This window comes from Lentilactobacillus otakiensis DSM 19908 = JCM 15040, from assembly GCF_001434145.1.
Classification (GTDB): Bacteria; Bacillota; Bacilli; order Lactobacillales; family Lactobacillaceae; genus Lentilactobacillus; species Lentilactobacillus otakiensis.
In genome coordinates this window covers 159,795-181,736 of the sequence record NZ_AZED01000014.1, presented here as the reverse complement: position 1 = coordinate 181,736, position 21,942 = coordinate 159,795, and the positions used below count along the sequence as shown (strand labels likewise).

The window sequence follows — 21,942 nt, the reverse complement described above, 5'->3', positions numbered from 1 at the left end:
ATTTCGTGGCGAGGAGGAATATACATGATTAAAGCCATCGTTTTCGATGTTGACGATACTTTGTATGATACAAAGCCGTCATTTGTTCAAGCTTTCGAAGAAACATTCAATTTAAATATACCAGAAAAACAAATGAATGACATCTTCTCTAACTTCACCCAACAGGAGCAATTAGCGATTGCAGAATCAAACTCGGACTCCGATCTGAAGTTATCTGATGAGGAAATTAATTTCCATTCACTACACCATACATTTAAGAAATTTGACTTACCCGGCTTAACCCAAGAAACGGCCAATGCGTTCGCAGCCGCTTTTGAGACTGCAAGCAATTCAATTCACCTATTTGATGGACTGACCACCGTTTTTAACACATTAACCACTAAATTCAAACTAGGAATCATCACAAACGGCTCCAACGATGTTCAGCTGGCCAAGATCATGAAGTTAAAGCTTCATCATTGGTTCAATCGCGAGCAAATCATTACTTCAGAGGACGCCAAGGCGAAGAAGCCGGATCCCCTCATATTTACATTAATGAATCGCAAATTCAATTTGCGCGGTAACGAAATGATGTATATTGGCAGTTCTTATTATGAAGACATTGTCCCCGCAAAAAAAGCTGGTTGGGAAACCGTTTGGTACAATAGCCATCAAAGCCCGATTGCAGATCCACAAATTATCCCGGATCAAACCGTCCAAACACCTGAAGAATTAAAGGATTTACTTATGGACTTGGCAGCTCAAGTCGATTAATCAAAAAATAGGTTTCAATCAGACAATGATGTCTGATTGAAACCTATTTTTGTATCCAGATTATTTAGTTTTAAAGTTCAACTAATTTGTCTGATTTACCAGTATTAATTAATGATTTGTTTGCGTCCATAGCAAAGTATACCATGTTACGAGCAGCACGTTTTGTGTAGAAGGCAATATGAGGACTTACCAAAATATTTTCACGTTTCATTAAGTTCTTAAGTCTTTCATCAGGGATCTTGTCAAAGCTGCCAAAGTCAGTGTTGAAAATACCAACTTCGTTTTCGTAAGTATCAAGAGCAGCTCCACCGATCTTACCTGAATCAAGGCCACGAATCAAAGCATCAGTGTCAATCAAGGCACCACGAGCTGGGTTAAGGATGAAGACACCGTCTTTCATTTGGGCGATTGTCTTGTCATTAATCATATGTTCGTTTTCTTTGGTTGCGGGAGCGTGTAATGAAATGACATCTGATTGAGCATAAAGTTCTTCAGGTGTATCAACATAAACGCCTTCCTTTTCAAGTTCTGGATTATGATAAATATCATAAGCAATAACTTTGGCACCAAAGCCCTTGTAAATGCGCATTGCAGCACGGCCAATTCGGCCAGTTGCAAAGACACCGACAGTCATTTGGTTCAATTCGTCAGCAATGTCTGGTGCCCAACGAAGGTCACCATTGGCTTGCTTACGGTCGAATGTGTTGGTCCGACGGAGTAATCTCATTAACTGAGTTACAGTGAATTCGGCAATTGCTTCTGGAGAATATGCAGGAACGTTGGTAACTTGAATTCCGTTACGCTTTGCAGCTGCGGCGTCAATGTTATCAACACCCACATTACGAAGTGAAAGGAACTTAATCCCAAAGCTGCCTAATTTATCTAAAACAGATGCAGTGTAAGGCTTTTGTTGGTATGTAACCACACCATCAGCGCCCTTTGCTTGGTCAACAGTTGAGTCGTCAAGCAATTCACCGGTTGAAGCAACTTCAACGTCGGGGTTTTCTTCACTCCACTTGTCTAAATAAGGTTTCTCATCGTCACGAATGCCATATGCAATAATTTTCACGAATATTACCTCCTAACAGAATACCTAAATTATAACACTTTTTGATAATAATTTTCACTACTTTTCATAGTTTGTTCAACAATTCACTCCATTTTGATACCCGCTTGAGCTAAATGTTGAATTTTTTGCGTGCGGGTGAGCTGCTTAAATGCATACTCAGCACTCAATGCATCGTGTTTGGTATCAAATTGTTTTTTAAATAAAATTTTAATTGGCCGATGTGATCGGGTGTATTTGGCACCCAACCCTTTCACATGTTGTTGAAATCTTCTTTCAACATCCGTGGAAAAACCGGTGTAAAGTGTATCGTCATCGCACAATAAGACATACATGTAGTATTTATTTGTCTGTTCCATAAAGCATCTTCTTTACTTCATCTGTATATTCATCGCCATCATACGTGATAATGTCTCGTTCAGCCTTTAATCCATTCGGTTTACCGTCTTTGATAGCCTCAACCAGGACCATGTTGGCATTTTCACCAATCCGTGGCCTCACGAGTTTTAGGCGTTTGGGTTCCAGTCGATGCGTTCGCAGGGCGACTATCAAATCAGTCAACCGATCCGGCCGATAGACCATGAAAAGTTTGGCATTCATTTTCAATAAGCCGGCAGCAGATTCAACAATTTCATTCAAATTGGTTGTGATTTCATGCCTGGCAATCGCCAAATATTGGTTAGGATTCTTTTCACTGGTCTCATAATTCACAAAATAAGGCGGATTGCAGGCTACAATGTCGACTGAATCTTTTTTCACATAGTGGGCGGCATTCTTCAAATCATCATTCACAACTGTTATCTGGGAGGCTAGTCCATTAAGCTCAATACTTCTTCGGGCCATGTCCGCCAATCTTGCTTGAATTTCAATCATGGTAATGTGGGCACTCGTTTTCTCACTTAAAAACAAGCCAACTGCCCCGTTGCCGGCACACATATCAACAATTTTTTTAGTTTTATGGCCTGATGTTTGAACAAAATCTGCCAACAATACAGCATCCAAAGAAAAGGAAAAAACTTCCTTACTTTGAATAATTTGGATCCCTTTGCTATATAATTGATCAATTCGTTCGTCACCATGTAAGTTTACTTGCATATCACTTTGTTCCTTCACAATTAAGTTTGCCAAACCGTTCTACTTTAAGTTAATATAATTCTATCAGATATGAAAGAAGGAAATGAATTGTTTTATTCATTCATGAGAGTCCTTGTTCGAATTTTGGTGTTCATTATCAACGGCAATGCCCACTATGAACACAAAGAACGGCTTCCAAAGGGTAATTATATCCTAGTCGGTCCTCATCGAACATGGTTTGATCCAATTTATTTTGCATTAGCTGGTAGCCCTAAAAAATTTAGCTTTATGGCCAAAAAAGAATTATTTAAGAACCCCATTTTGAGATGGATTCTGTTGCACGCCAACGCATTTTCCGTTGACCGTGACAATCCAGGACCTTCTGCAATCAAGAAACCGGTTCGAATCCTTAGAAAATCCGATTTGTCGTTAATTCTCTTTCCATCCGGAACTCGACACTCCACTCAGCTAAAAAGTGGCGCAGCATTAATTGCTCAACTTTCTGGTGTCCCATTAGTACCGGCAATTTACCAGGGTCCACTCACTTTCAAGCAACTCTTCACCCGCAAGCGGATCACAATCGCATTTGGTGAACCAATCACAATTGATCGCAAGCAAAAATTGACCGATGAATTTCAAAAACAAGTTGAAGTTGAGATGCAAAGTGCGTTTGACGCCTTGGACTATGCGGTTAACCCTGATTTTAAATATGTCGATGTTTCTAAAAAAGAATCCTAAATCCATAATAAAAAGGCCTAACAAATTGTTGTTAGGTCTTTTTATAATTAGAAGCATTCTAGTTTTTACCAGTTTGGTTTTGCATAGAGTGCATCATTTGATTTAATTTCTTTTGGGAAGGTTTTTGACCCATTTGTATCATCAATTGACGTAATTGATCTTCGCTGAATGGTGGGTTTTCTTTGAGGTACTTTTCCATATATCTCCGAGCACCATAAAAACCACCAACCAAGCCCAAGATCAAGGCCAATACAACGATTAATATCCAAATCCAAGTTGCCAAGACAAGGCCTCCTTTATAATATCACTAAGTAATTCTACACAATTATGCCATAGAATTAAAGGGTTAATCTACAAATTGCTGTTTCGTCGGCTCGGGCAGAACGTTTAATCGTCGCGGAGACCCTTGTGACGTTGTACTTCTTTGACTTTTCCAGGCGTGACCTCCTTGCCATTTTTATCGTAAACTTTCATCATTTCAATTTGCTTTTTAAAGTTTTCACGGAAATGGGCAACGTATTTCTTGCGAAGCTTGGCCTGCTCTAATTTTTCAACTTCAGTCAAGCCTTCTTCCTTGGCCTTATGAGCTAATTCGTTAATTCTAGGAATCAGTTCTTTAAAAACGTCGTCACCAATTTTGGATTGTAATTCTTTTTTCTCTTGTTCATTCATTGAAATCCCTCCAATAATTTTAATAATAACACATTTATTTTGTAATACGCGAACATGTGTTTGAAAAGTTGACCGGGTTATGATACGATAAAGGCATTAACAAAGGACTTATGAGGTGTCTAAAATGTCAAAAACGACGAATGATCCCCAAAGCAAACAGTACCAAATATTACATTACATCTGGGAACAAGTTAATGAACAAGGTTACCCACCAACGGTTAGAGAAATTGGTGAAGCTGTTCATCTGTCTTCCACTTCAACCGTTCACGGTCATATTTCACGACTGGAACGTAAGGGATACATCGTAAAAGATCCCTCAAAGCCACGTGCTTTGGAAGTAACCGACAGCGGTTTGGATGTCTTGGGAATGCAACCCCAGCAGAAACAAATTCCAGTGTTAGGAACCGTTACTGCTGGTGAACCAATCCTGGCTGTCCAAGAAGCGACCGACTATTTCCCGCTCCCCCCTGCACTATCGCACAGTGATCAGCCACTGTTCATGTTGCAGATTCGTGGAGAAAGTATGATCAACGCTGGTATCCTTGACGGTGATTACGTTGTTGTCCGCAAACAGGAAACTGCTGACAATGGTGATATTGTAATTGCCATGACCGATGAGAATGAAGCAACGTGTAAACGTTTCTTCAAAGAGAGCGATCATTATCGACTCCAACCAGAAAACGATACGATGGCGCCGATTATCTTAACCAAAGTCAGTATCCTGGGTAAGGTTGTCAGCCTCTATCGAAGCGATATTTCGTAATTGTTTGTAACCTGTAGACTAAAACATCATGTTTTAGTCTATTTTTTTATCCCTTTTGGTCCTTATAAACCAACTGGTCAGCTTGCCTACCGAGTACAATGAACCGACTCGGATCATTGGCGGAATCAAATGTAACATCTCCACCAGTGGTTGGCAATCCATCCGCATACATTTTTTCATATTCGGAAACTGAAAGCCGAACCCGATCAGCAATCACCGATTCAAATTCATCAGCCATTTTATCCGCATGCATGCCATCAGAAATGGTGCCACTGTAAAATTCCCCCTGAGCACCAGAACCGTAACTGAACAAACCAATTCGATCACCAGCCTTTAAATCGGTAGAATTGGCCAATAATGAAAGCAAGCTTAAATAAAGTGAACCGGTATATAGATTACCGACCAGGGCATTATACCGTTTCGAAGCGTCAAATTCTTTTAACAGCTGTTGAGAATGAGCGTCCTCTGTGATCACTGTTCTGAGAGCCTTTAATCCCATCTTAGTAAATGGAAGATGGTAGGCAATCGCAGCAAAGTCATTCAGATTGCGATGATATTTTTGGCAATAATCTTTGAAGGTCTGATTAAAAAAATCAATATAAATGTTTGTGGAATAATGACCATCAACAATTGCTTCCCGTTTATAAAATGGCCGCCAAAAATCCATGATGTTTTCTGAGTGAAAAGTGCTTTGATTGTCTAGGGCTAAGATGCTGGGGTTAGCGCTCAAAAGCATTGCAATTGCCCCACCGCCCTGAGTCACTTCACCGGGAGTGCCAATTCCATATCGGGCGATGTCAGCCGCCAAGACCAGCACTTTGCTCTCGGGATGCATGGCAATATGATCGGCCGCCATTTGAACTCCCGCGGTCCCACCGTAACACGCCTGCTTGATTTCAAATGAACGGGCCCGACTGGAAATCCCCAACAATGATTGAACATAGATTGCGGCTGATTTGGAATTATCAATGCCGGTTTCAGTGCCAAAAATCACCATATCAATATCGTGCTTATCAGATTCAGTCAAAATTTTTTCAGCAGCGTTGGCAGCCATTGTGACGACATCTTGAGTTGGCGGAATCACGGCCTGTTGCTGCTGGCCGATTCCAATTAAATACTTATTCGGATCCTCACCACGTGCATTCGCTAAATCAGTCATGTCCAGATAGTAGTTTGACGTAAAAAAGCCGATTTTATCGATTCCAACTGTCATAATAATCTCCTTTTAAGAAAGAATGAGACCAGATATTTGAGGTTCCAATATCCAGTCTCATTATGTATGCCACTAATTGTTATTGATTATTTTTTCGTGAAATGAATTTGATACGTATCGTTTCCGTTCATGGACTGAATGACTAAGCCTTCCATAAGTTCTCCAGCATAGACGAAGCCTTCATGTTGGTGTCCGGTTGAAATAAAAGTCCATTGAACAACTTGATTACCACTCATTGCTGAGCCGAATACTCTGGCACCAGTCAACGTTCCAACTGTATTGTCAGAAAGGACAACTTCCTGGTTTCCTAAATTTCCATTTACATTAATAGTTAACATTAAAATTCTCCTAGTTATTTCCTTTGTACAACATAATAATATAGCATAATTGCAATGCAAATGCGAATTGGTTATAGTAAGTTTAAACATATATTAAAACATGGAGATGATCATTTTGAAAATTAACATTTATCGTTCAGCAACCAATAAAGTCTTTGCAGGCGTCATCGGCGGTTTAGCTGAACATTATCAGTGGAATCCAACCTTGGCCAGAGTGATTTTTGTGGTCCTGGCATTTACCCCATTTTTCCCAGGGATCATTGCTTATCTAATCCTTTGGATTTTGATGAGAAGCCCACAATAAAGGGCTTATCCTTTTCGAAGTGACCTTCTGCCCATCCAGTAGATCACAGCCATTGCACCAAAGAACAGGACAAAGAACAACAAAAAGCATTCCAGGAAGAACGTGTCTGGCAGCATGTTAATCACCGGATCAGTGTTGGGATCAAATATCCAATCCTGGTTACGAAACAAAACTTCATGAAACGCGATAAAAACCTGTTCAAAATTCACAAACATCAACGCAATAATCACTAACGAAGCTGTGATAATCACTTTAATCGGGGTTATCAACAGCCAAGTCAGTGATTTTTTATTAAGCTGGTGCAGCAGATACCCACCAAGTGGTACCAAAACGATTCCGACCGCGTTATTGAACAAAACCAGGTTCTTAACGTCATGAAAATGCTGGAGTCCCTTGGCAGAACTAAAAAAATAGTCCAGCTTTAAAGACGGGATCCACGGGAGTTGTAAATAGCCAATAATTCTGACATAGTCATGATGCATCTGAGCAGCCGTTAAGCCGGTGGCTGATGCCAAATTTAAAGGATGAATGTTAATGTCGAATAGCCAAACACTATTGACCGTCAAAAAGATTGCCAGTGCCAAGCATCCTAGAACAATCACAGCCCCGTAACCAATTTGTCTTCCTAATAGCTTCAAAATTATAGCCGCCAATCATCAAGTGAATCAATTTGGTAAGTCGGTTGAATGGCTTCATCAGCAACTTGGGTCTTCGTTGAAAGCCCCGTGTATACCAGCAAGGTATCCACACCTGCATTAATTCCTGCTTTAATATCCGTATTGTAATTATCCCCAACCATGACGACCTCACTTTGATTGAGGCCGATTTTTGTGAGGGCACTGTCGATAATTCTGGCTTTGGGCTTGCCAATCATAATCGGCTCAGTTTGGGTGGCATATTCAACGAACTTCACCACAGAGCCTGCCCCAGGCATCATCCCCCGCTCCTTAGGGATATTTGTATCAGGATTGGTACCAATGAACGTCGATCCGCTTCTAATGGCTAATACGGCCTCTGAGAGCTTCTCATAGGTTAAGTCGGAGTCTAGGCCAACAACCACATAGTCAGGATGATCAGCAGCCAGTCGATAATTATTTGCTAAAATCACCTGTTTGAGTCCCAACTCACCAACGATATAAACAGAGGGTTCGTCGGATGTTTTATGCGCATTCATATAGTCAACGGTCGCCATCCCCGAAGTGTAAACATTTTCCGGTTGGACATGAATATCATGATTGTCGGCAAGATTCTTCACTACATCCCTGGGCAACTGGGTGGAATTGTTGGTAACAAATAAAAATGGAATGCCAGCTTTTTGGAGCCTTTCAATAAATCGTTTGGCGGCCGGAATTCGTTTCTTACCGGCATAAACCGTTCCATCAAGGTCAATAAAATATCCTTTATACTTTGTCATCAAGTCAATCCTTCTCGTTAATTTTTACTTTCACGAATAATAAAGTGATGCTTTTCTGATTTTTCTTCGGTCTTGACCACCATATTCTTGCGTTTTTCAACCGATGGCCGGCGAGCTGAGACTTTTTTCTCTTCAAATGAGTGGTTCCGGCGATTACGGTGATTACTCCGGTTCCGCGAGTTGTGACTCCGGTTGGATCGATGATTACTGCGGTTATTGCGTGATTTTCTAATGACTGGCCGAGCCTCTATGTTGTGAACAACAAAGTAAGCTGCCCCAAAGTTGACGTCTTCCAGGATATAATCATTAAGTGCTGAAATGAATGGGCCGGGAGTTTCGGTCCGATCGTCATTGAAGAATCCACGCAATCGTAACTTGCCGTAACCCCAGTCGCCAACAATGTAATCATATTGGCTCAGTGCTGGATTGTAGCGCCGGACGAATTCATCAAAATCAAAACCGTCAGTATGATCGGTATCCAATTCGTATTTATGGTCATTAATCAAGAATTCGGTCTCAGTGACCCGTGTAATCCGTGCGAGTGGCTTGCGTTTAGCGTCCTGTTCGGCAACCAATTCGTCAAGTGTTTTTCTATCCACGGTAATCCTCCTTTCATTCTGTTAATGGGTAGTGCTTGGCTAAATAATCACCAAACACGTCCCTTAAATTCTCATCATATAAAATTTCGTTATGCCCAATAATCTCTAGCGTTGGGAAGAATGGGATGAACAAGTAATGGTCAGGCATCGCAATTTGATAAGTCTTTGCCGGGGACACAAGCTCTTCGTGGAAAAATAGTTGCCCAGCGTCTTGATCATACCGCAATCCTTCGTAATGCAGCTGGCCGAAATATTTACCACGAAATCCCATTCCTTTTTGAGGAAACTTGGTCAAAAAATTCTTATTTTTTTCCATTTCTTTGATTAGACGCCAAAGATTGTAGCCATCCAACGTTACCCGCATCACATGCATCGCGTGAGGCAACATCTGGTGCAACTGATTGCGATCTACAATGCCCTTAGGCAAATCAGTTAGAAATAATCCGGAACTCAATATAGCCGCTTGCGTATCGGCTTTTTCCATTATCGCATGTAAGCCTTCATTTACCAACCTGGAATGACCAATTAAATTGGTGGTCATGGGTGTTTTGATCCTGGCAAGTTTATTTCTCGCTAAAAGCTTTTCACCGTGCTCTTGATACTCACGAATTTCTGCTTCATCGCCAGGTTCAACTGGCAGCTCAGCAGTTTTAATCACCTTTGCCTGGCTGGCAACAATCTGATGGTCATCACTGATTTCCAGTGTAATCTCACCAATGTAATGTCCCCATTTTTCAGCGGCAGCAAGCAGTGAGTTGTTAATGTTCTCACCGTGAACTAACAAATGATGGGTATGAGAACCGATAATTACATTCAGTTGGGGAAACTTCCGAGCTAATAGTCGATCAGTGGGCAGCCCCAAATGGGACAAAAGCACGCAAATGTCATATTTACCGGCATTGTCAGCGAGAATCTTAGGTAACACATTCTCAGGTTTGAGTGGCTGCCAGCCTAAAATTGGGTACGTTAACAGATAAGGTGCTGTCAAGCCGATCAGAAGAACTCTGGTGTGTTGCGGAGTCGTGATAATCTTGCTTGGCTGTGCCCATTTTGGCAAGGCTTTTGTCTGGTTATCCAAAATATTTCCTAAGACAACATCAAAATTAGCATCATTGTACAATTCGTCCAACTGTTCATGGCTGTTCGTCAGTCCTTCATTATTGCCAATGGTTGCGGCATCATAATGAATCTGGTTGAGCAATTCCACGTTTGCCTTACCATTGGTTACCTCAGTCAATGGATGCACGCGGTCAACCGCATCACCCAAATCAACAGTAATCACAGACGAGTTGGCTTGGGCCTGTAATTCTTTGCGTCGTTCGATAATAAACTTTCGAATCCGTGGCCAATTTTCAAAATGAGAATGTAGGTCATTCGTGTGTAAAATTGTTAGCTTCTCAGTCATCAAATCATCCAATCTATTTTAATTAATGTCGTTTGGCAAAGTCTTCAGCCTTGCCGGCCACCATTTCTTCAATCTCGGCTTGAGAAAATGGCGTCCCAAATGGTGGTTTCTTCTTCAAATAATCTGTTTCAGGCGTATCAACGCCCACATTAATATTTTCTTTAATGGGTACCGCATAGTGATGAATGTGACCATGTAAATTAATAATTTGTTTGACAATCCCCATCATCATCGGGTAATGGGTCATGTAATATTGGCGATGGTTCATCTTAATGAGCACACCAACATCATGAAATTCAAATTTCTGATGATTACCCATGGGATGGTTGTGCTGTTCCAAATATTTGAACAGCGCTCTGGAATCGTGATTGCCTTTAATCAAAACCAACCGACCATTAAGTTGATCCAAAACCTCAAAGATCTTTTCCAAGGCAACTTTCTCAGGTCGCGTATGCAAAATGGCGATATCACCCAGATGATAAACGACATCATTTTCCCCTACCCGGCGATTCCAGTTATTAATAATCGTTTCATTCATATCTTCAACCGTCAGAAACGGTCGTGGCGCAAACTCACTAATGCCAAGCAGCCGCTCATGAAAAAAATGAGTGTCAGCAGTAAAGAATTGCATGAACAGGTCTTCTTTCGTACATAAATTATACCTTTAATCATACCACCCAACGACGATTTAGTAATGGGAAAGTACCACTGCTGACCAATTTGCGTGCAAAAAAGGTCGAGGACTATTTTTGCCTCGACCTTTGGTTATTCCTCAATCTCTTTTACTTTATCAGTTAAACTTTTGAAAATGAACAGTCCCATCAACCAAATAATGGATCCGACTAAAGCGATCAGTGTGTCCGTCTTCAAGGTTAAGACAACGGCAACAAAGGCCATAAAGATAAGCACAAAATAATCGGCAATTGGGAACAACGGCATTTTGAATTTTAATTGTTTTTCTTTGCCGGCTTTTTTGACTTGATTTCGGTACTTAATATGCGCCAATACAATCATTCCCCAAACAAACAGAAAACAAGTGGTTGCCACACTTGAAATAAATGAAAAGACGTCCCCGGGCATCATGATACTTAACAATACAATGACCGCGATGACCAATGTTGAAAACAAGATTGCGTTGAAAGGAATCTGTCGATGTGATAAATGACCCACCTTTTGGCTGAATTTTGATTTGCCATTATATGTGAGTGAAAATAGCATTCGACCTGTTGTAAACAGCGAACTGTTACAAGCAGAAATTGCTGCGGTTAAGACCACAAAGTTAATGATAACAGCGGCTGATTGAATCCCCACTCCAGCAAAAACCTGAACAAAGGGACTGGAGGTTGGCGAAACATGCTGCCATGGGAAAATACTCATGAGTGCCAGCAATGACCCAATGTAGAACAGCAGCACTCTGGTTGGCACTTCATTAATACTTTTTGGAATCGTGGCTAAGGGATCTTGGGTCTCTGATGCAGTCATCCCAATCATTTCAATTCCGGCAAAACTAAACAGCACCATCTGGAAGGATAATACGAAGCCCTTTGCGCCGTTTGCAAAGAAGCCCCCGTCAACGACGTTCATCAATGATGCATGACCATATGGAGTTTTAAAATGGATTGCAACTAACACAATCCCAATCAAAATCAGGGCCACGATCGCGACAATTTTAACAATTGCCAGCCAAAATTCGGTTTCTCCAAACGCCGATACGGCAATAATATTGATGATGAACAAAATCAGCAACAACACTAACCCGGTTAGCCAAATTGGAATCTTCGGGAACCAAAACTGGACGTATAAGCCTGACGCTGTGACCTCAGCCATGGCAATCGCGATCCAACACATCCAATAGGTCCAGCCAATCACGAAGCCCATTTTTTCGCCTAAATATTTTTTGATGAAAAAAACAAAGGAATTGCTCTCCACATCTGATACCAATAATTCACCGAGCGCCCGCATTAATAGAAAACAGGCTAAGCCGGCAATCCCATACGCTAGAATAATCGAAGGACCTGCCAGGTGAATTGATTGACCGGCACCCAGAAACAGGCCGGTTCCAATCGTTCCACCAAGGGCAATTAATTGAACATGCCGATTTTTGAGGCCCCGGGATAGTTGATTGTCGTCTTCTTGATTTTCCACTATGTGCCTCCGTTTCTGTTAAATCAAAATCCTCATTTTTCTAAAACAATAGCCGTGATTTGCTATCACGGCTACTGGTTGTGTAATAGATTATCGATCTGAAATTACTTTTGAGTTTTACGTAATCTTTCAATATCACGGACAATCATTAATTCTTCATTAGTTGGGATCAACAAAGTTTTGACAGTTGAACCGGCAGCTGATAAATCACGTTCTTCACCGCGAATATTGTTCTTTTCTGGGTCAACTTTGATACCGAAGTAGCCTAATTTGTCGGTAACTTCTTGACGAATCATAATATCATTTTCACCAATACCGGCAGTGAAGATCAATGCATCAATACCGCCCATTTCAGCGATGTAACTCCCAATGTAACGAATAATTCGGTTCTTGAAGATCTCACGGGCTAACATTGCACGATGGTTGGTCTTCATAACGCCTTCAATTTCACGCATATCAGCTGATACACCTGAAACACCGACTAATCCTGATTTATGGTTCAAAATGTCAACCATGTCATCCATGTTCTTGATACCGGCTTTTTGCATCACATATTGTAATGCTGAAGGGTCGACATCACCTGAACGAGTGGCCATAGTGATTCCAGCAACGGGTGAGAAGCCCATTGAGGTATCAAAGGATTTGCCGTCTTTGATTGCGTCGATTGAAGCTCCGGCACCTAAATGAAGCACGATTAACTTAAGATCCTTTAAAGGCTTGCCTAAGATAGCAGCAGCTCTTGCTGAAACGTAACGATAACTGGTTCCGTGAGCACCATACTTACGAACTTGGTACTTTTGGTAATATTCGTAGGGCAAACTATACATATAGTTAACTTCTGGAAGTGTCGTGTGGAACGAAGTATCAAACACAGCAACACTGATGGTATTAGGAAGAATCTTCTTGAACGCCTTGATGCCAAGTAACGCAGCAGGTTCGTGGAGTGGTGCAAATTCAGTTAATGATTCAATTTTTTTGATAACTTCATCATCAATTACAACTGAATCAGGGAACAGTTCACCACCAGCAACGATTCGGTGACCAACACCAGTGATTTCACTGTAATCTTTGATAATATCTAAACTCAATAATTTATCAAGAACCAATTGAATCGCTTGTTCATGGTTATCAATATCTTGAGTGGCTTTGAACTTCTTGCCATCGCCGTATTTGATTGATACTTCGGATGCACCCAAACCGATCCGGTCAATAGCTCCGCTTGAAAGAACCGTTTCTTCAGGCATCTGGAATAATTTGTACTTCAAAGTGGAACTACCAGCGTTAATTGCAATAGATTTTCCCATAATAAGTAATGCTCCTCTACATTTTTTAAAATACTAGATAAACAATTTTATAATAAATCATTTTGTTCCCAATCATCAATTTCGGTTAAGAACTTGGTAAATGCTTGTTGGTCTTTAAATGATGGGAATTCTCCCAGCATTACGGGATCAACCTGCTTGGCACCTTCGCCAGAGTTCTGCAAAATTAAAATTGCCTTTTGAGCTGCACTATTTTGAAACAGTTCCTTCGGCAGGTTCAACAAACCCTGGAGATAAATCTTACCCTGCATCCATTTAAGCAGTTGTTTGGCCTCGCTCGTTTGGAAAAGTTGACTTGGAACCAGGAAGAAACCGAATCCACCCGGCTTAACGTGCTTCATCCCAAATTCGATCATCAAATGATGAACATAAGAATGACCAGACTCTGAGTGGGTCGCAAATCCCTTAGCATTGGCATCAATTGGATAATAACCAATCGGTAAATCACTGACGACTGCGTCAACCACCGGGGCCAAAACATTTTGAATCGTATCCTCATGGAAAAGCTCTGCGTGAATCTTCTGCAGTTCAACTGAGTCAGCCGCCAATTCAAACATGGCATCGTCATTCTCAATACCAGAAACGGTTGGGGTTACCCCAATGCTTGTCTCCAGCTGGTGGTAAATGGTTGTCAACAGGTTACCCGTTCCCATAGCGGGGTCAAGAAGACTCAATTCCTTTTTGCCGTGAAAGATACCGGAAACAATATAACCAATCACATTGGCAATTGTGTCCGGAGTTATCTGATAGTTTGCTTGGATCTTGTCAATCCGGATTGCTTTGAGAATTGCCATTTGAATCCCTTTACGAATTGTTTCGGCAGTATATTCATCAGGATTAAAGCCTGCATAAATATTCGTCAGCTTTTTAATGTCAGCTTCGGTCAATCCAGGATCCTCGTCATCATCACTTTGAATGAATCCGAGCGTTTCGATAAGCGAATCAAGGTAAGATTGATCCTTAGCCTTTTGAATCAATTCAGTTGAACGATCCAAAACACCAAAAAGCTGCTCAATTTTTCCTTCAGCCAGAACTCTCAACTCCTTTATTCAATACTTGAACACTATTAAATACTACCAGATTAACTGTCAATAATTCAAGTTAGATTGTAAATTCACAACCAAAAAAGGCCACTATTCGTGACCACTTGTGTGTTTTGAGTGAACATCATTTTTGTGTCTCATTTGGATAACATCCTGACGCATCCGCCGTTCGTGTTCTGTAATCCGCGTAATTGATCCCATTTCCTGTTTATAGGCAGCCAGTTGGAACATCAAGCAGGACAGCAGAATGCCCACAAAGATAACGGCCACTACTGTCAGGGATCCCTGCTTATATTTATCAGTCTTTAAACGGTAATTTTGAATAAGCCGAACACTTCTGACCATTTTCGAAAGTAACATCGGTTCGAAGACACCCCCTGTCTTTGTGCCACGCCACATGTTGGATGTCCGTAATTGCAGGCACATGACCTTTGTATGCACCTGTTAATCTAACCATATTCTTGTATTCCTCAATACGATATCTTTTGTCTGTAACTGGGCTATATAAAATAAGTTTATTTGGATAATGCTTCAACACTTTAAATTGATAACGGTCCGATTCTATAAGTGTCAAATAAGAATAAAAATTAACAGTATTTTCATGCTTAACATTCCCAGCATATGAAATCATCGTGATAATTGTCCAGACTGCAAAAACGCTGATCAAAATACTGACTAACCCTTCGATTAACAAGTAACCGGGCCGACTTAGACGCTTATTTGTCAGCAATTGTCGCTTCATAACGTTGCCTCTCTGAAATCATGATTTGTTCATTGGTGGCGATTGTTGTATTCATCTGATGGATCGTTTGAATATAAAATAAACTGAAAGTACAGATAATCGTCAGACCAATAAGTGAATCAACCGCGGTAAAAGCCTGACGCTTACTTTCGCTCGACATGGTAACCACTCCATCCCATTTGAACTTTTTGATAATATTTAATGTCGTTTTCTTTATCTAACCAGACAATCGTTGTGGGTGCACTGAATCCATCGTCATCAGCGATTAAATGTCTTGAGCTACGCACATGAATTGAGTCAGGGACCGATATCCGTTCGGTGTGAACCTCATCGAAATTGGAAGACAGGCGAGTTTCCATTGGAAAAAAGACAATGTCTTTATTCCGAATTGATATTCGATATGACACCTTATTTGCCTTGGCATTTAACGTCATCCGCGTCCAGGCACTCTGAAAGGAATTCCAAAAGATCCTTTCGCTGGGGTTCCCAGTCTGAACGACCTTGATCAACATTAAATTAATCATTAATATTCCAGTGATCACACCCAGATAAACGATCAGTTCGATCACAGTGAATGCATCCCTACTTTTGGACTTCATTATGTGCAATTTTCAAGCCCTCATCCTTAGCCTGCTTCACTTGTTTATCCGTTAGGTAGCCACCCTTTCTCAGTTCGGGAAAGCTGACTGATTTAGCTGTCGGATGTTGGCTAAAGTAGGCATCAATCTGTGCTTGAACGACTTCAGTCATGGCTGATGAATGGACGGACTGGGCATGCTTTCGTTGGTTGGATAGATTTGGGATAATGATTAAAATTAACAATGAAATAATAAACAAAACAATCGTCATCTCAATCAAGGTAAAGCCCTCTCTCATGTTTTTAACTCGTTTTTTCACTTTAATACATTCCTTTCACTGAATTATAAATTGGGATCAGGAGCTGAAAATACGTTGAGACAATGGTGACGCCGATCACGACAAACATTGCCGGCTGAATAAAACCGATCATTTTATCAGTCGATAAGATCATTTCGTCAAACATTAAACGTGAATAGGCAGTCATCGAGTTGGCCATTTCTGGAATTGTGTTGCCTGAACTCATGAATTTAACGATTTCATTTGGAATAAAGTTATGCCGATCGACCAATTGCTTGACCGACTGTCCCTGCAATAACGTGGAATGAAGTTTTTCGCCCAGCAAATGAACCAACGAGCCCGGTTTGAATTCTGACAAAGTGACATAAATTTCTTTGACACTCAGCCCGTTCTTTAATAAGATTGCCAAATTACTTGCCAAATAATAGGCGATGTACTTTCTGAATAATTGCCCAATAAACGGTATTTTGACAATTAACTGAACTCTTGTGATGGCATCTTGGCGGGTCAGGCAAATGAGTGCCCCCACAATACCGATGAAAATTGGAATCGGCAGTAACTTAAAAACTTGTGACCACATAGAAGTCTGGGGGTGTGAATCAATGTTGGGCATCAAATCCTGAATTTGTGGGAAAACGTAAAGTCGGATCATCAGGATTAACGTCCCTAAAATCAAGCATAGAAATAATGGGTACACGAGCATCGCCTTAATCTTTTTCAACTGCTTTAGCCGCAGCCGGTCAAACCTGGCAAGTTCATTTAGAATTTCGCTCAGTTGACCATGCTTTTCTGCGATCAACAATTGATGATATGCTTGCGTCTCGATCAACGGTTGAACACTTTCCGAAAAGGCTTTTCCTGATTTCAGAGACGCAATCACCACCAAAACACCACGTGATAATTGCTTATCCGTATCGGCGATAAATTTCAGTGCTTCTGTTAATGAAAATCCAATCGACAATAAATTTGCCAGCAAATCAAAGAAGTTCGCCTGAGTAGTCACCGGCCATTTCCTAACCGAGTTCGAACTTTTTCGCAACTGTTGGCGTAACCAGCTGGTCTTTAACGGCTGTTGAGAGTCCACCCTGCCATTCACTCCAATCGTATTTTTTCAAGTCCTCAAGCTCGAAATACTCGTGGGCCATCAGCATCGCCCGTTGATTCCCCTCTACAGTGGGAATCAACCGTTGATAAGCGACGCCGGTCAATGCTTGGGAAATAAACTCGTCACTAATTCCCAATTGTTTCAGTCGGTCAATTACGCCTAACGGATCCTGGGCATGAACAGTTGTATATACCAAGTGTCCACTCAAGGCGGCTTTAATCGCTGCTTCCGCGGTCATTGCATCCCGAATTTCACCGACAATAAACACGTCTGGTCGATGACGAAGGCCAACTTTGATCAAATCTGTGTAGTCCATCCCAGCGTCATGATTCACCTGCAGCTGCAAAAAACGTGGTTCCTTAATTTCAATTGGGTCCTCTATTGTCATAACAAACTGATCGGTGACCATTTGTTTGACCAAGTTATAAATGGTAGTTGTTTTCCCAGACCCAGTCGGACCAGAAAAGACAATCAGCCCGCGCTTGCGACTCATTTCGGAAATAAACTGCACTTGATTTTCATTAAAAAATGCTGTTTTGACGTCCTTAAGCTGATAGATAATTCGAATCACTAATGATTCCAATCCGGTAAAATTCCCCACGGAAGACAAGCGAAGGAAGTACCTGTCATCTCCAACATTCCAATCCATTGAGCCAATTTGCGGCCTGCGTTGTTCGCTCAACGCCATATCGGCAATATACTTGCAATAATTCATCATCCGGCGGGCCTGAAGATAGCCCAATTTATCCCAAACAATGACTTCATTTTGGTTGCGAATTTTAACCAGATAGTCGTCGCCATCTGGCAAAAAATAAATGTCACTTGCTCGGGTTTTGATGGCTTCGTTTAAGAGCCTGTTGATCTGTTGACTGATTTCCATTGTTTTCACCTCACATTTAATACATACGTGAAGAAAATCAAATTTTATTTTTTTGTACAAAAAAAGATGGCTAATCAAACGACTAGTCATCTTTCCAATTTGGACATGATATTTGGTTGAAGTGACAACGAAAACGTTGAGGCCTCGCCCATTTTATTTTTTAAAAAACTTCAGGATAGAAAAAGCTATGAACAAAACACTTGTTTTGTCACAGCTCCGTTATTTTATTCCTCAGGTAAAGTAGCAGCTTCATAAACGTCTTGAACATCGTCATTTTCTTCAAGTTCGTCAATCAAACCGGTATATTGAGGAATTTTATCTTCTGGGACTTCAGTTGTGTTTTCTGGGAATAAACGAACTTCGGCAGTATCCAAATCGTAACCCTTTTCTTGCAAAGCATCACGAACTGCATCCATTGACTTAGGATCAGTGAAAATCTCGTATTCTTCATCACTGGTCTTCATATCATCGGCACCTGCGTCAAGTGCGTCCATTAACATTGTATCCTCGTCGGTATCGAGACCGTCGCGGAGAATCACAATATATCCCTTACGATCAAACATATATGAAACTGATCCACTTGTTCCAAGGGTTCCACCATGGTGAGTGAATGCAGAACGAATTGCAGCTGCAGTTCGGTTCTTGTTATCAGTCAAAGCTGAAACCATGATGGCTGTACCACCGGGACCGTAACCCTCGTAAGTAATTTCTTCGAACTTAGCTCCACCAATACCTGAAGCCTTATCGATTGCACGTTGAACGTTATCCTTTGGCATGTTGGCGGCACGTGCTTTTTCCATCACTAGACGTAATTGAGGATTATTTTCTGGATCAGGATCACCTTTTTTAGCGGCTTGATACAAGTCACGTGATATTTTTTGGAAAATTTTTCCACGTTTAGCATCCTGAGCGTTTTTACGCCCTTGAATGTTATGCCATTTTGAATGTCCTGACATAATAACTCCTCTTTTCTAAAATTTATTAGCTAGTTACAAACATACGACAATATTTTACCAGATACGCCCCCCTCTTTCAAGAAAGCGTGGTCAAATAAGTCGGGTATTTTCACTGAATTTGACAGAACAAAATGAGTGTCCACAACGGATCCACTCATCTTAATTCTATGATTCACTTCATTTAGTTGATTCACGTTTCATCAAACCATAAGGTAACAAAACGTTCTTTTCGTCAACCGGTTCATTATGCATCAATTTAGTCAACAAACGCATTGCAACCGCACCGATATCATACAGAGGCTGAGTAATTGATGACATCTTTGGACGAACCATTTCAGTCAACTTAGTGTCATTACTGGTGATGATTTCAAAGTCATCTGGTACTTTCACGTCGGCATCTGACATACCGTTCATAATGCCAGCAGCCAACTCATCATCGGTAACCATGGCAGCGGTGGCGTTGACAGCCATCAATGCAGGTTGCAGTAAGGTCCCAGTCTTGTATGTATCATCAGTTTCGAAGACCAGCTTCTCATCGTACGGAATTCCGGCGCTCTTAAGTGCCTGCTTGTAGCCCTTCAAACGGAACTTACCATTAATGGCTTGCTCCAATGGTCCACAAACAAATGCAACCCGGCGGTTTCCACGATCAATTAAGTTTTTGACCTCTTCTTGGACAGCAGCGACATAATCAATGTTCACTCTGGCATATAAATCTTCTTCATCAACGGAGCCAGCAAAAACGATTGGTGTCTTCGTCCGTTTGAATTCTTCACGGAGCTTGCCATTAATTTCATTACCCATGAAAATAATACCGTCAACTTGTTTTGACAGCAGTGTGTTCAGCACCTTAACTTCTTTTTCATTGTTAGAGTCTGAGTTGGTCAGAATAATGTTGTACTTGTACATCGTCGCAACGTCATCAATTCCTCGTGCCAACTGAGCAAAATACATGTTGGTCACATCTGGCACGATCACACCAACAGTCGTTGTTTTCTTGCTTGCTAATCCTCTGGCAACAGCGTTAGGTCTGTAGTCCAATTTTTCGATTACATCCAAAACTTTCTTCCGGGTTGCCGGCTTTACATTGGCATTTCCATTCACTACCCGAGAAACGGTTGCCATCGACACGCTTGCTTCTCTGGCAACGTCATAAATTGTGATTGTTTGTTTATCCATAAGATAGCCCTTTCTTTCTCGTTAGAATATGTTTTCATCGATTTTCAAAACATCATCTAATATAACAAATAAAAAGGTTTTCAGCAAATTGAAAACGTTTTCACTTAAATCATAAACTAAGATTGCTGAAAATTCAAGTGAAAACGGAACTTTACGGCGATAATCGAAAATATTTCCATATGATATACTGTGGATAAAATAACTAAGGAGTGATCCCATGAACAAAATCGAAAAAATTCAACAGTGGCTAGCTGACAACGGCCAAAACATTGCGTTGGTGACTGATCCCAAAACCATTCAGTACCTGACAACTTTCTACAGTGATCCGGTTGAGCGTGTTTTAATGCTGGTCATCTTTAAAGACCAGGAACCATTTATCTTTGGCCCAGCCCTTGAAACTGAAGCGATCAAAGATACTGGATGGTCATCACCAGTTTACGGCTACCTCGACCATGAAGACCCTTGGGTCATGATTGCCGACCAGGTTCATGCCAGAAACACTGACGATAACCATTTTGCTATCGAAAAATCACAGTTGGCTGTTAATCGCTTGGAAGCCCTCCAACAAGTCTTCCCAAATGCTGACTTTTCAGCAAATTTAACACCTTTTGTTGAACAAATGCGCTTAATCAAATCAGATGATGAAATTGAAAAGTTGAAGATTGCGGGCAAATGGGATGACTTTGCCCTCCAAACCGGCTTTGAAGCGGTTCAAGTTGGTAAAACTGAAGACCAGATTGCGGCTGACTTGCAATATGCTTTGATGCAACGCGGGATCATGGAGCTCAGCTTCCCCTCGCTAGTTCAAGCTGGTGCCCATGCAGCCGAACCACACGGCGCAACCAGTGAAAACAAAGTCCAAAATAACCAACTGGTTTTATTTGACCTCGGAACTGTCTGGGATGGTTACATCAGTGATGCTTCCAGAACCATTGCAGTTGGCAAGCCTGATGAAAAATCGATGGATATCTACAAGGTTTGTCTAGAAGCACAGTTAGCTGCTCAAGATGCTGCCAAACCTGGTGTTACTGCTGAAGAACTCGATAAAATTGCCCGAGATGTGATCTCTAAAGCAGGATATGGTGAGTACTTCATTCATCGTTTGGGTCATGGAATGGGTATGAGCGAACACGAATTTCCATCCATCATGGAAGGTAACAAGATGGAATTACAACCGGGCATGTGTTTCTCAATTGAACCCGGCATTTACATCCCCAACGTTGCCGGCGTCCGGATTGAAGATTGTGTTCATATTACTGATGATGGCTGTGAGCCCTTCACTCACACAACTAAAGAATTGCGTTATATCGAACAATAAATCAGGTCATAAAAAAACAACCCCGAATGAGGTTGTT

The 21,942-nt window shown here is 41.2% G+C and carries 29 protein-coding genes; 5 read left to right on the top strand and 24 right to left on the bottom strand.

Annotated elements, in window-relative coordinates; genetic code table 11:
* Window positions 1-24 precede the first annotated feature (24 nt).
* Window positions 25-753: an HAD family hydrolase gene (locus FD05_RS08450; protein ID WP_020280374.1), complete on the top strand. Its 729-nt coding sequence runs from the start codon at window positions 25-27 to the stop codon at window positions 751-753.
* A gap of 70 nt (window positions 754-823) precedes the next feature.
* On the opposite strand, the gene FD05_RS08445 is transcribed toward FD05_RS08450, so the two are convergent.
* From FD05_RS08445 to FD05_RS08435, 3 genes are all read right to left on the bottom strand, one after another.
* Window positions 824-1,822, bottom strand: coding sequence for a D-2-hydroxyacid dehydrogenase (locus tag FD05_RS08445; RefSeq protein WP_020280375.1), 999 nt, complete (start codon window positions 1,820-1,822; stop codon window positions 824-826).
* 83 nt (window positions 1,823-1,905) lie between these two features.
* Entirely contained in the window at window positions 1,906-2,178 is a 273-nt protein-coding gene (locus FD05_RS08440; RefSeq protein ID WP_039932399.1) for a GIY-YIG nuclease family protein, read from the bottom strand.
* Complete coding sequence (locus FD05_RS08435) at window positions 2,162-2,914, bottom strand: tRNA1(Val) (adenine(37)-N6)-methyltransferase (protein ID WP_056938583.1); 753 nt, start codon at window positions 2,912-2,914, stop codon at window positions 2,162-2,164. The genes FD05_RS08440 and FD05_RS08435 overlap by 17 nt, the downstream gene beginning before the upstream one ends.
* Before the next feature lie 87 nt (window positions 2,915-3,001).
* On the opposite strand from FD05_RS08435, the gene FD05_RS08430 reads away from it, so the two are divergent.
* On the top strand, window positions 3,002-3,631 hold the full coding sequence (locus FD05_RS08430) for a lysophospholipid acyltransferase family protein (RefSeq protein WP_039932401.1): 630 nt from the start codon (window positions 3,002-3,004) through the stop codon (window positions 3,629-3,631).
* A 58-nt stretch (window positions 3,632-3,689) separates the two neighbouring features.
* Here the strand turns inward: FD05_RS08430 and FD05_RS08425 are convergent, their stop codons facing one another.
* A complete protein-coding gene (locus tag FD05_RS08425) occupies window positions 3,690-3,914 on the bottom strand; it encodes a YneF family protein (RefSeq protein WP_020280380.1) in 225 nt (74 codons plus the stop codon).
* Window positions 3,915-4,018: 104 nt separating this feature from the next.
* On the bottom strand, window positions 4,019-4,303 hold the full coding sequence (locus FD05_RS08420) for a DUF896 domain-containing protein (protein WP_020280381.1): 285 nt from the start codon (window positions 4,301-4,303) through the stop codon (window positions 4,019-4,021).
* Window positions 4,304-4,427: 124 nt separating this feature from the next.
* Between FD05_RS08420 and lexA the strand changes: the two genes are divergently transcribed.
* Complete coding sequence (gene lexA, locus FD05_RS08415) at window positions 4,428-5,066, top strand: transcriptional repressor LexA (RefSeq protein WP_020280382.1); 639 nt, start codon at window positions 4,428-4,430, stop codon at window positions 5,064-5,066.
* Window positions 5,067-5,112: 46 nt separating this feature from the next.
* Here lexA and FD05_RS08410 read toward each other — a convergent pair whose 3' ends face one another.
* Window positions 5,113-6,279, bottom strand: a complete 1,167-nt coding sequence (locus FD05_RS08410; RefSeq protein ID WP_020280383.1) for a hydroxymethylglutaryl-CoA synthase — start codon at window positions 6,277-6,279, stop codon at window positions 5,113-5,115.
* Between the two features lie 86 nt (window positions 6,280-6,365).
* The gene (locus FD05_RS08405) at window positions 6,366-6,617 is read right to left on the bottom strand and encodes a hypothetical protein (protein WP_020280384.1); all 252 of its coding nucleotides are present in this window, start codon (window positions 6,615-6,617) and stop codon (window positions 6,366-6,368) included.
* 115 nt (window positions 6,618-6,732) lie between these two features.
* Here FD05_RS08405 and FD05_RS08400 point away from each other — a divergent pair, with 115 nt between their 5' ends.
* The gene (locus FD05_RS08400) at window positions 6,733-6,921 is read left to right on the top strand and encodes a PspC domain-containing protein (protein ID WP_020280385.1); all 189 of its coding nucleotides are present in this window, start codon (window positions 6,733-6,735) and stop codon (window positions 6,919-6,921) included.
* Between the two features lie 5 nt (window positions 6,922-6,926).
* On the opposite strand, the gene FD05_RS08395 is transcribed toward FD05_RS08400, so the two are convergent.
* From FD05_RS08395 to ccpA, 17 genes are all read right to left on the bottom strand, one after another.
* Window positions 6,927-7,559, bottom strand: coding sequence for a TIGR01906 family membrane protein (locus FD05_RS08395; protein WP_082588375.1), 633 nt, complete (start codon window positions 7,557-7,559; stop codon window positions 6,927-6,929).
* Window positions 7,560-7,561: 2 nt separating this feature from the next.
* On the bottom strand, window positions 7,562-8,335 hold the full coding sequence (locus FD05_RS08390; RefSeq protein WP_020280387.1) for a TIGR01457 family HAD-type hydrolase: 774 nt from the start codon (window positions 8,333-8,335) through the stop codon (window positions 7,562-7,564).
* Window positions 8,336-8,352: 17 nt separating this feature from the next.
* Entirely contained in the window at window positions 8,353-8,934 is a 582-nt protein-coding gene (locus FD05_RS08385; RefSeq protein ID WP_020280388.1) for a YutD family protein, read from the bottom strand.
* Window positions 8,935-8,947: 13 nt separating this feature from the next.
* A complete protein-coding gene (locus FD05_RS08380) occupies window positions 8,948-10,339 on the bottom strand; it encodes a bifunctional metallophosphatase/5'-nucleotidase (protein WP_020280389.1) in 1,392 nt (463 codons plus the stop codon).
* Window positions 10,340-10,361: 22 nt separating this feature from the next.
* Entirely contained in the window at window positions 10,362-10,970 is a 609-nt protein-coding gene (locus FD05_RS08375; protein WP_020280390.1) for a metallophosphoesterase family protein, read from the bottom strand.
* Between the two features lie 134 nt (window positions 10,971-11,104).
* Window positions 11,105-12,484 (bottom strand): amino acid permease, encoded by a 1,380-nt coding sequence (locus tag FD05_RS08370; RefSeq protein ID WP_020280391.1) that lies wholly within the window; start codon window positions 12,482-12,484, stop codon window positions 11,105-11,107.
* Window positions 12,485-12,588: 104 nt separating this feature from the next.
* Complete coding sequence (locus FD05_RS08365) at window positions 12,589-13,788, bottom strand: acetate/propionate family kinase (protein ID WP_020280392.1); 1,200 nt, start codon at window positions 13,786-13,788, stop codon at window positions 12,589-12,591.
* A gap of 47 nt (window positions 13,789-13,835) precedes the next feature.
* On the bottom strand, window positions 13,836-14,846 hold the full coding sequence (locus FD05_RS08360; protein WP_020280393.1) for a class I SAM-dependent methyltransferase: 1,011 nt from the start codon (window positions 14,844-14,846) through the stop codon (window positions 13,836-13,838).
* Window positions 14,847-14,939: 93 nt separating this feature from the next.
* Entirely contained in the window at window positions 14,940-15,209 is a 270-nt protein-coding gene (locus tag FD05_RS11685; RefSeq protein WP_152436148.1) for a hypothetical protein, read from the bottom strand.
* Window positions 15,148-15,480, bottom strand: a complete 333-nt coding sequence (locus FD05_RS08355; protein ID WP_223602365.1) for a ComGF family competence protein — start codon at window positions 15,478-15,480, stop codon at window positions 15,148-15,150. Before FD05_RS08355 ends, FD05_RS11685 begins: the two co-directional genes overlap by 62 nt.
* Window positions 15,481-15,565: 85 nt before the next feature.
* Entirely contained in the window at window positions 15,566-15,751 is a 186-nt protein-coding gene (locus FD05_RS08350; RefSeq protein ID WP_020280396.1) for a hypothetical protein, read from the bottom strand.
* Window positions 15,735-16,190: a hypothetical protein gene (locus FD05_RS08345; protein ID WP_039932407.1), complete on the bottom strand. Its 456-nt coding sequence runs from the start codon at window positions 16,188-16,190 to the stop codon at window positions 15,735-15,737. The genes FD05_RS08350 and FD05_RS08345 overlap by 17 nt, the downstream gene beginning before the upstream one ends.
* The gene (comGC, locus tag FD05_RS08340) at window positions 16,174-16,488 is read right to left on the bottom strand and encodes a competence type IV pilus major pilin ComGC (RefSeq protein WP_020280398.1); all 315 of its coding nucleotides are present in this window, start codon (window positions 16,486-16,488) and stop codon (window positions 16,174-16,176) included. The genes FD05_RS08345 and comGC overlap by 17 nt, the downstream gene beginning before the upstream one ends.
* A 1-nt stretch (window position 16,489) precedes the next feature.
* Window positions 16,490-17,551: a type II secretion system F family protein gene (locus tag FD05_RS08335; RefSeq protein ID WP_039932409.1), complete on the bottom strand. Its 1,062-nt coding sequence runs from the start codon at window positions 17,549-17,551 to the stop codon at window positions 16,490-16,492.
* A complete protein-coding gene (gene comGA, locus FD05_RS08330) occupies window positions 17,481-18,452 on the bottom strand; it encodes a competence type IV pilus ATPase ComGA (RefSeq protein WP_020280400.1) in 972 nt (323 codons plus the stop codon). Before comGA ends, FD05_RS08335 begins: the two co-directional genes overlap by 71 nt.
* Before the next feature lie 224 nt (window positions 18,453-18,676).
* On the bottom strand, window positions 18,677-19,408 hold the full coding sequence (locus FD05_RS08325; protein WP_020280401.1) for a YebC/PmpR family DNA-binding transcriptional regulator: 732 nt from the start codon (window positions 19,406-19,408) through the stop codon (window positions 18,677-18,679).
* A gap of 177 nt (window positions 19,409-19,585) precedes the next feature.
* Window positions 19,586-20,587, bottom strand: coding sequence for a catabolite control protein A (gene ccpA, locus FD05_RS08320; protein WP_020280402.1), 1,002 nt, complete (start codon window positions 20,585-20,587; stop codon window positions 19,586-19,588).
* A 217-nt stretch (window positions 20,588-20,804) separates the two neighbouring features.
* On the opposite strand from ccpA, the gene FD05_RS08315 reads away from it, so the two are divergent.
* A complete protein-coding gene (locus FD05_RS08315; RefSeq protein ID WP_020280404.1) occupies window positions 20,805-21,905 on the top strand; it encodes a M24 family metallopeptidase in 1,101 nt (366 codons plus the stop codon).
* The last annotated feature ends 37 nt before the right edge of the window (window positions 21,906-21,942 follow it).

Coding starts and splice junctions, on each gene's coding strand:
- FD05_RS08450 (WP_020280374.1), top strand. CDS start 25: ATGATTAAAGCCATCGTTTTCGATGTTGACGATACTTTGTATGATACA.
- FD05_RS08440 (WP_039932399.1), bottom strand. CDS start 2,178: ATGGAACAGACAAATAAATACTACATGTATGTCTTATTGTGCGATGAC.
- FD05_RS08435 (WP_056938583.1), bottom strand. CDS start 2,914: ATGCAAGTAAACTTACATGGTGACGAACGAATTGATCAATTATATAGC.
- FD05_RS08420 (WP_020280381.1), bottom strand. CDS start 4,303: ATGAATGAACAAGAGAAAAAAGAATTACAATCCAAAATTGGTGACGAC.
- lexA (WP_020280382.1), top strand. CDS start 4,428: ATGTCAAAAACGACGAATGATCCCCAAAGCAAACAGTACCAAATATTA.
- FD05_RS08410 (WP_020280383.1), bottom strand. CDS start 6,279: ATGACAGTTGGAATCGATAAAATCGGCTTTTTTACGTCAAACTACTAT.
- FD05_RS08405 (WP_020280384.1), bottom strand. CDS start 6,617: ATGTTAACTATTAATGTAAATGGAAATTTAGGAAACCAGGAAGTTGTC.
- FD05_RS08390 (WP_020280387.1), bottom strand. CDS start 8,335: ATGACAAAGTATAAAGGATATTTTATTGACCTTGATGGAACGGTTTAT.
- FD05_RS08380 (WP_020280389.1), bottom strand. CDS start 10,339: ATGACTGAGAAGCTAACAATTTTACACACGAATGACCTACATTCTCAT.
- FD05_RS08375 (WP_020280390.1), bottom strand. CDS start 10,970: ATGCAATTCTTTACTGCTGACACTCATTTTTTTCATGAGCGGCTGCTT.
- FD05_RS08365 (WP_020280392.1), bottom strand. CDS start 13,788: ATGGGAAAATCTATTGCAATTAACGCTGGTAGTTCCACTTTGAAGTAC.
- FD05_RS11685 (WP_152436148.1), bottom strand. CDS start 15,209: ATGTTACTTTCGAAAATGGTCAGAAGTGTTCGGCTTATTCAAAATTAC.
- FD05_RS08355 (WP_223602365.1), bottom strand. CDS start 15,480: ATGATTTCATATGCTGGGAATGTTAAGCATGAAAATACTGTTAATTTT.
- FD05_RS08350 (WP_020280396.1), bottom strand. CDS start 15,751: ATGTCGAGCGAAAGTAAGCGTCAGGCTTTTACCGCGGTTGATTCACTT.
- FD05_RS08345 (WP_039932407.1), bottom strand. CDS start 16,190: ATGAAGTCCAAAAGTAGGGATGCATTCACTGTGATCGAACTGATCGTT.
- comGA (WP_020280400.1), bottom strand. CDS start 18,452: ATGGAAATCAGTCAACAGATCAACAGGCTCTTAAACGAAGCCATCAAA.
- FD05_RS08325 (WP_020280401.1), bottom strand. CDS start 19,408: ATGTCAGGACATTCAAAATGGCATAACATTCAAGGGCGTAAAAACGCT.
- ccpA (WP_020280402.1), bottom strand. CDS start 20,587: ATGGATAAACAAACAATCACAATTTATGACGTTGCCAGAGAAGCAAGC.
- FD05_RS08315 (WP_020280404.1), top strand. CDS start 20,805: ATGAACAAAATCGAAAAAATTCAACAGTGGCTAGCTGACAACGGCCAA.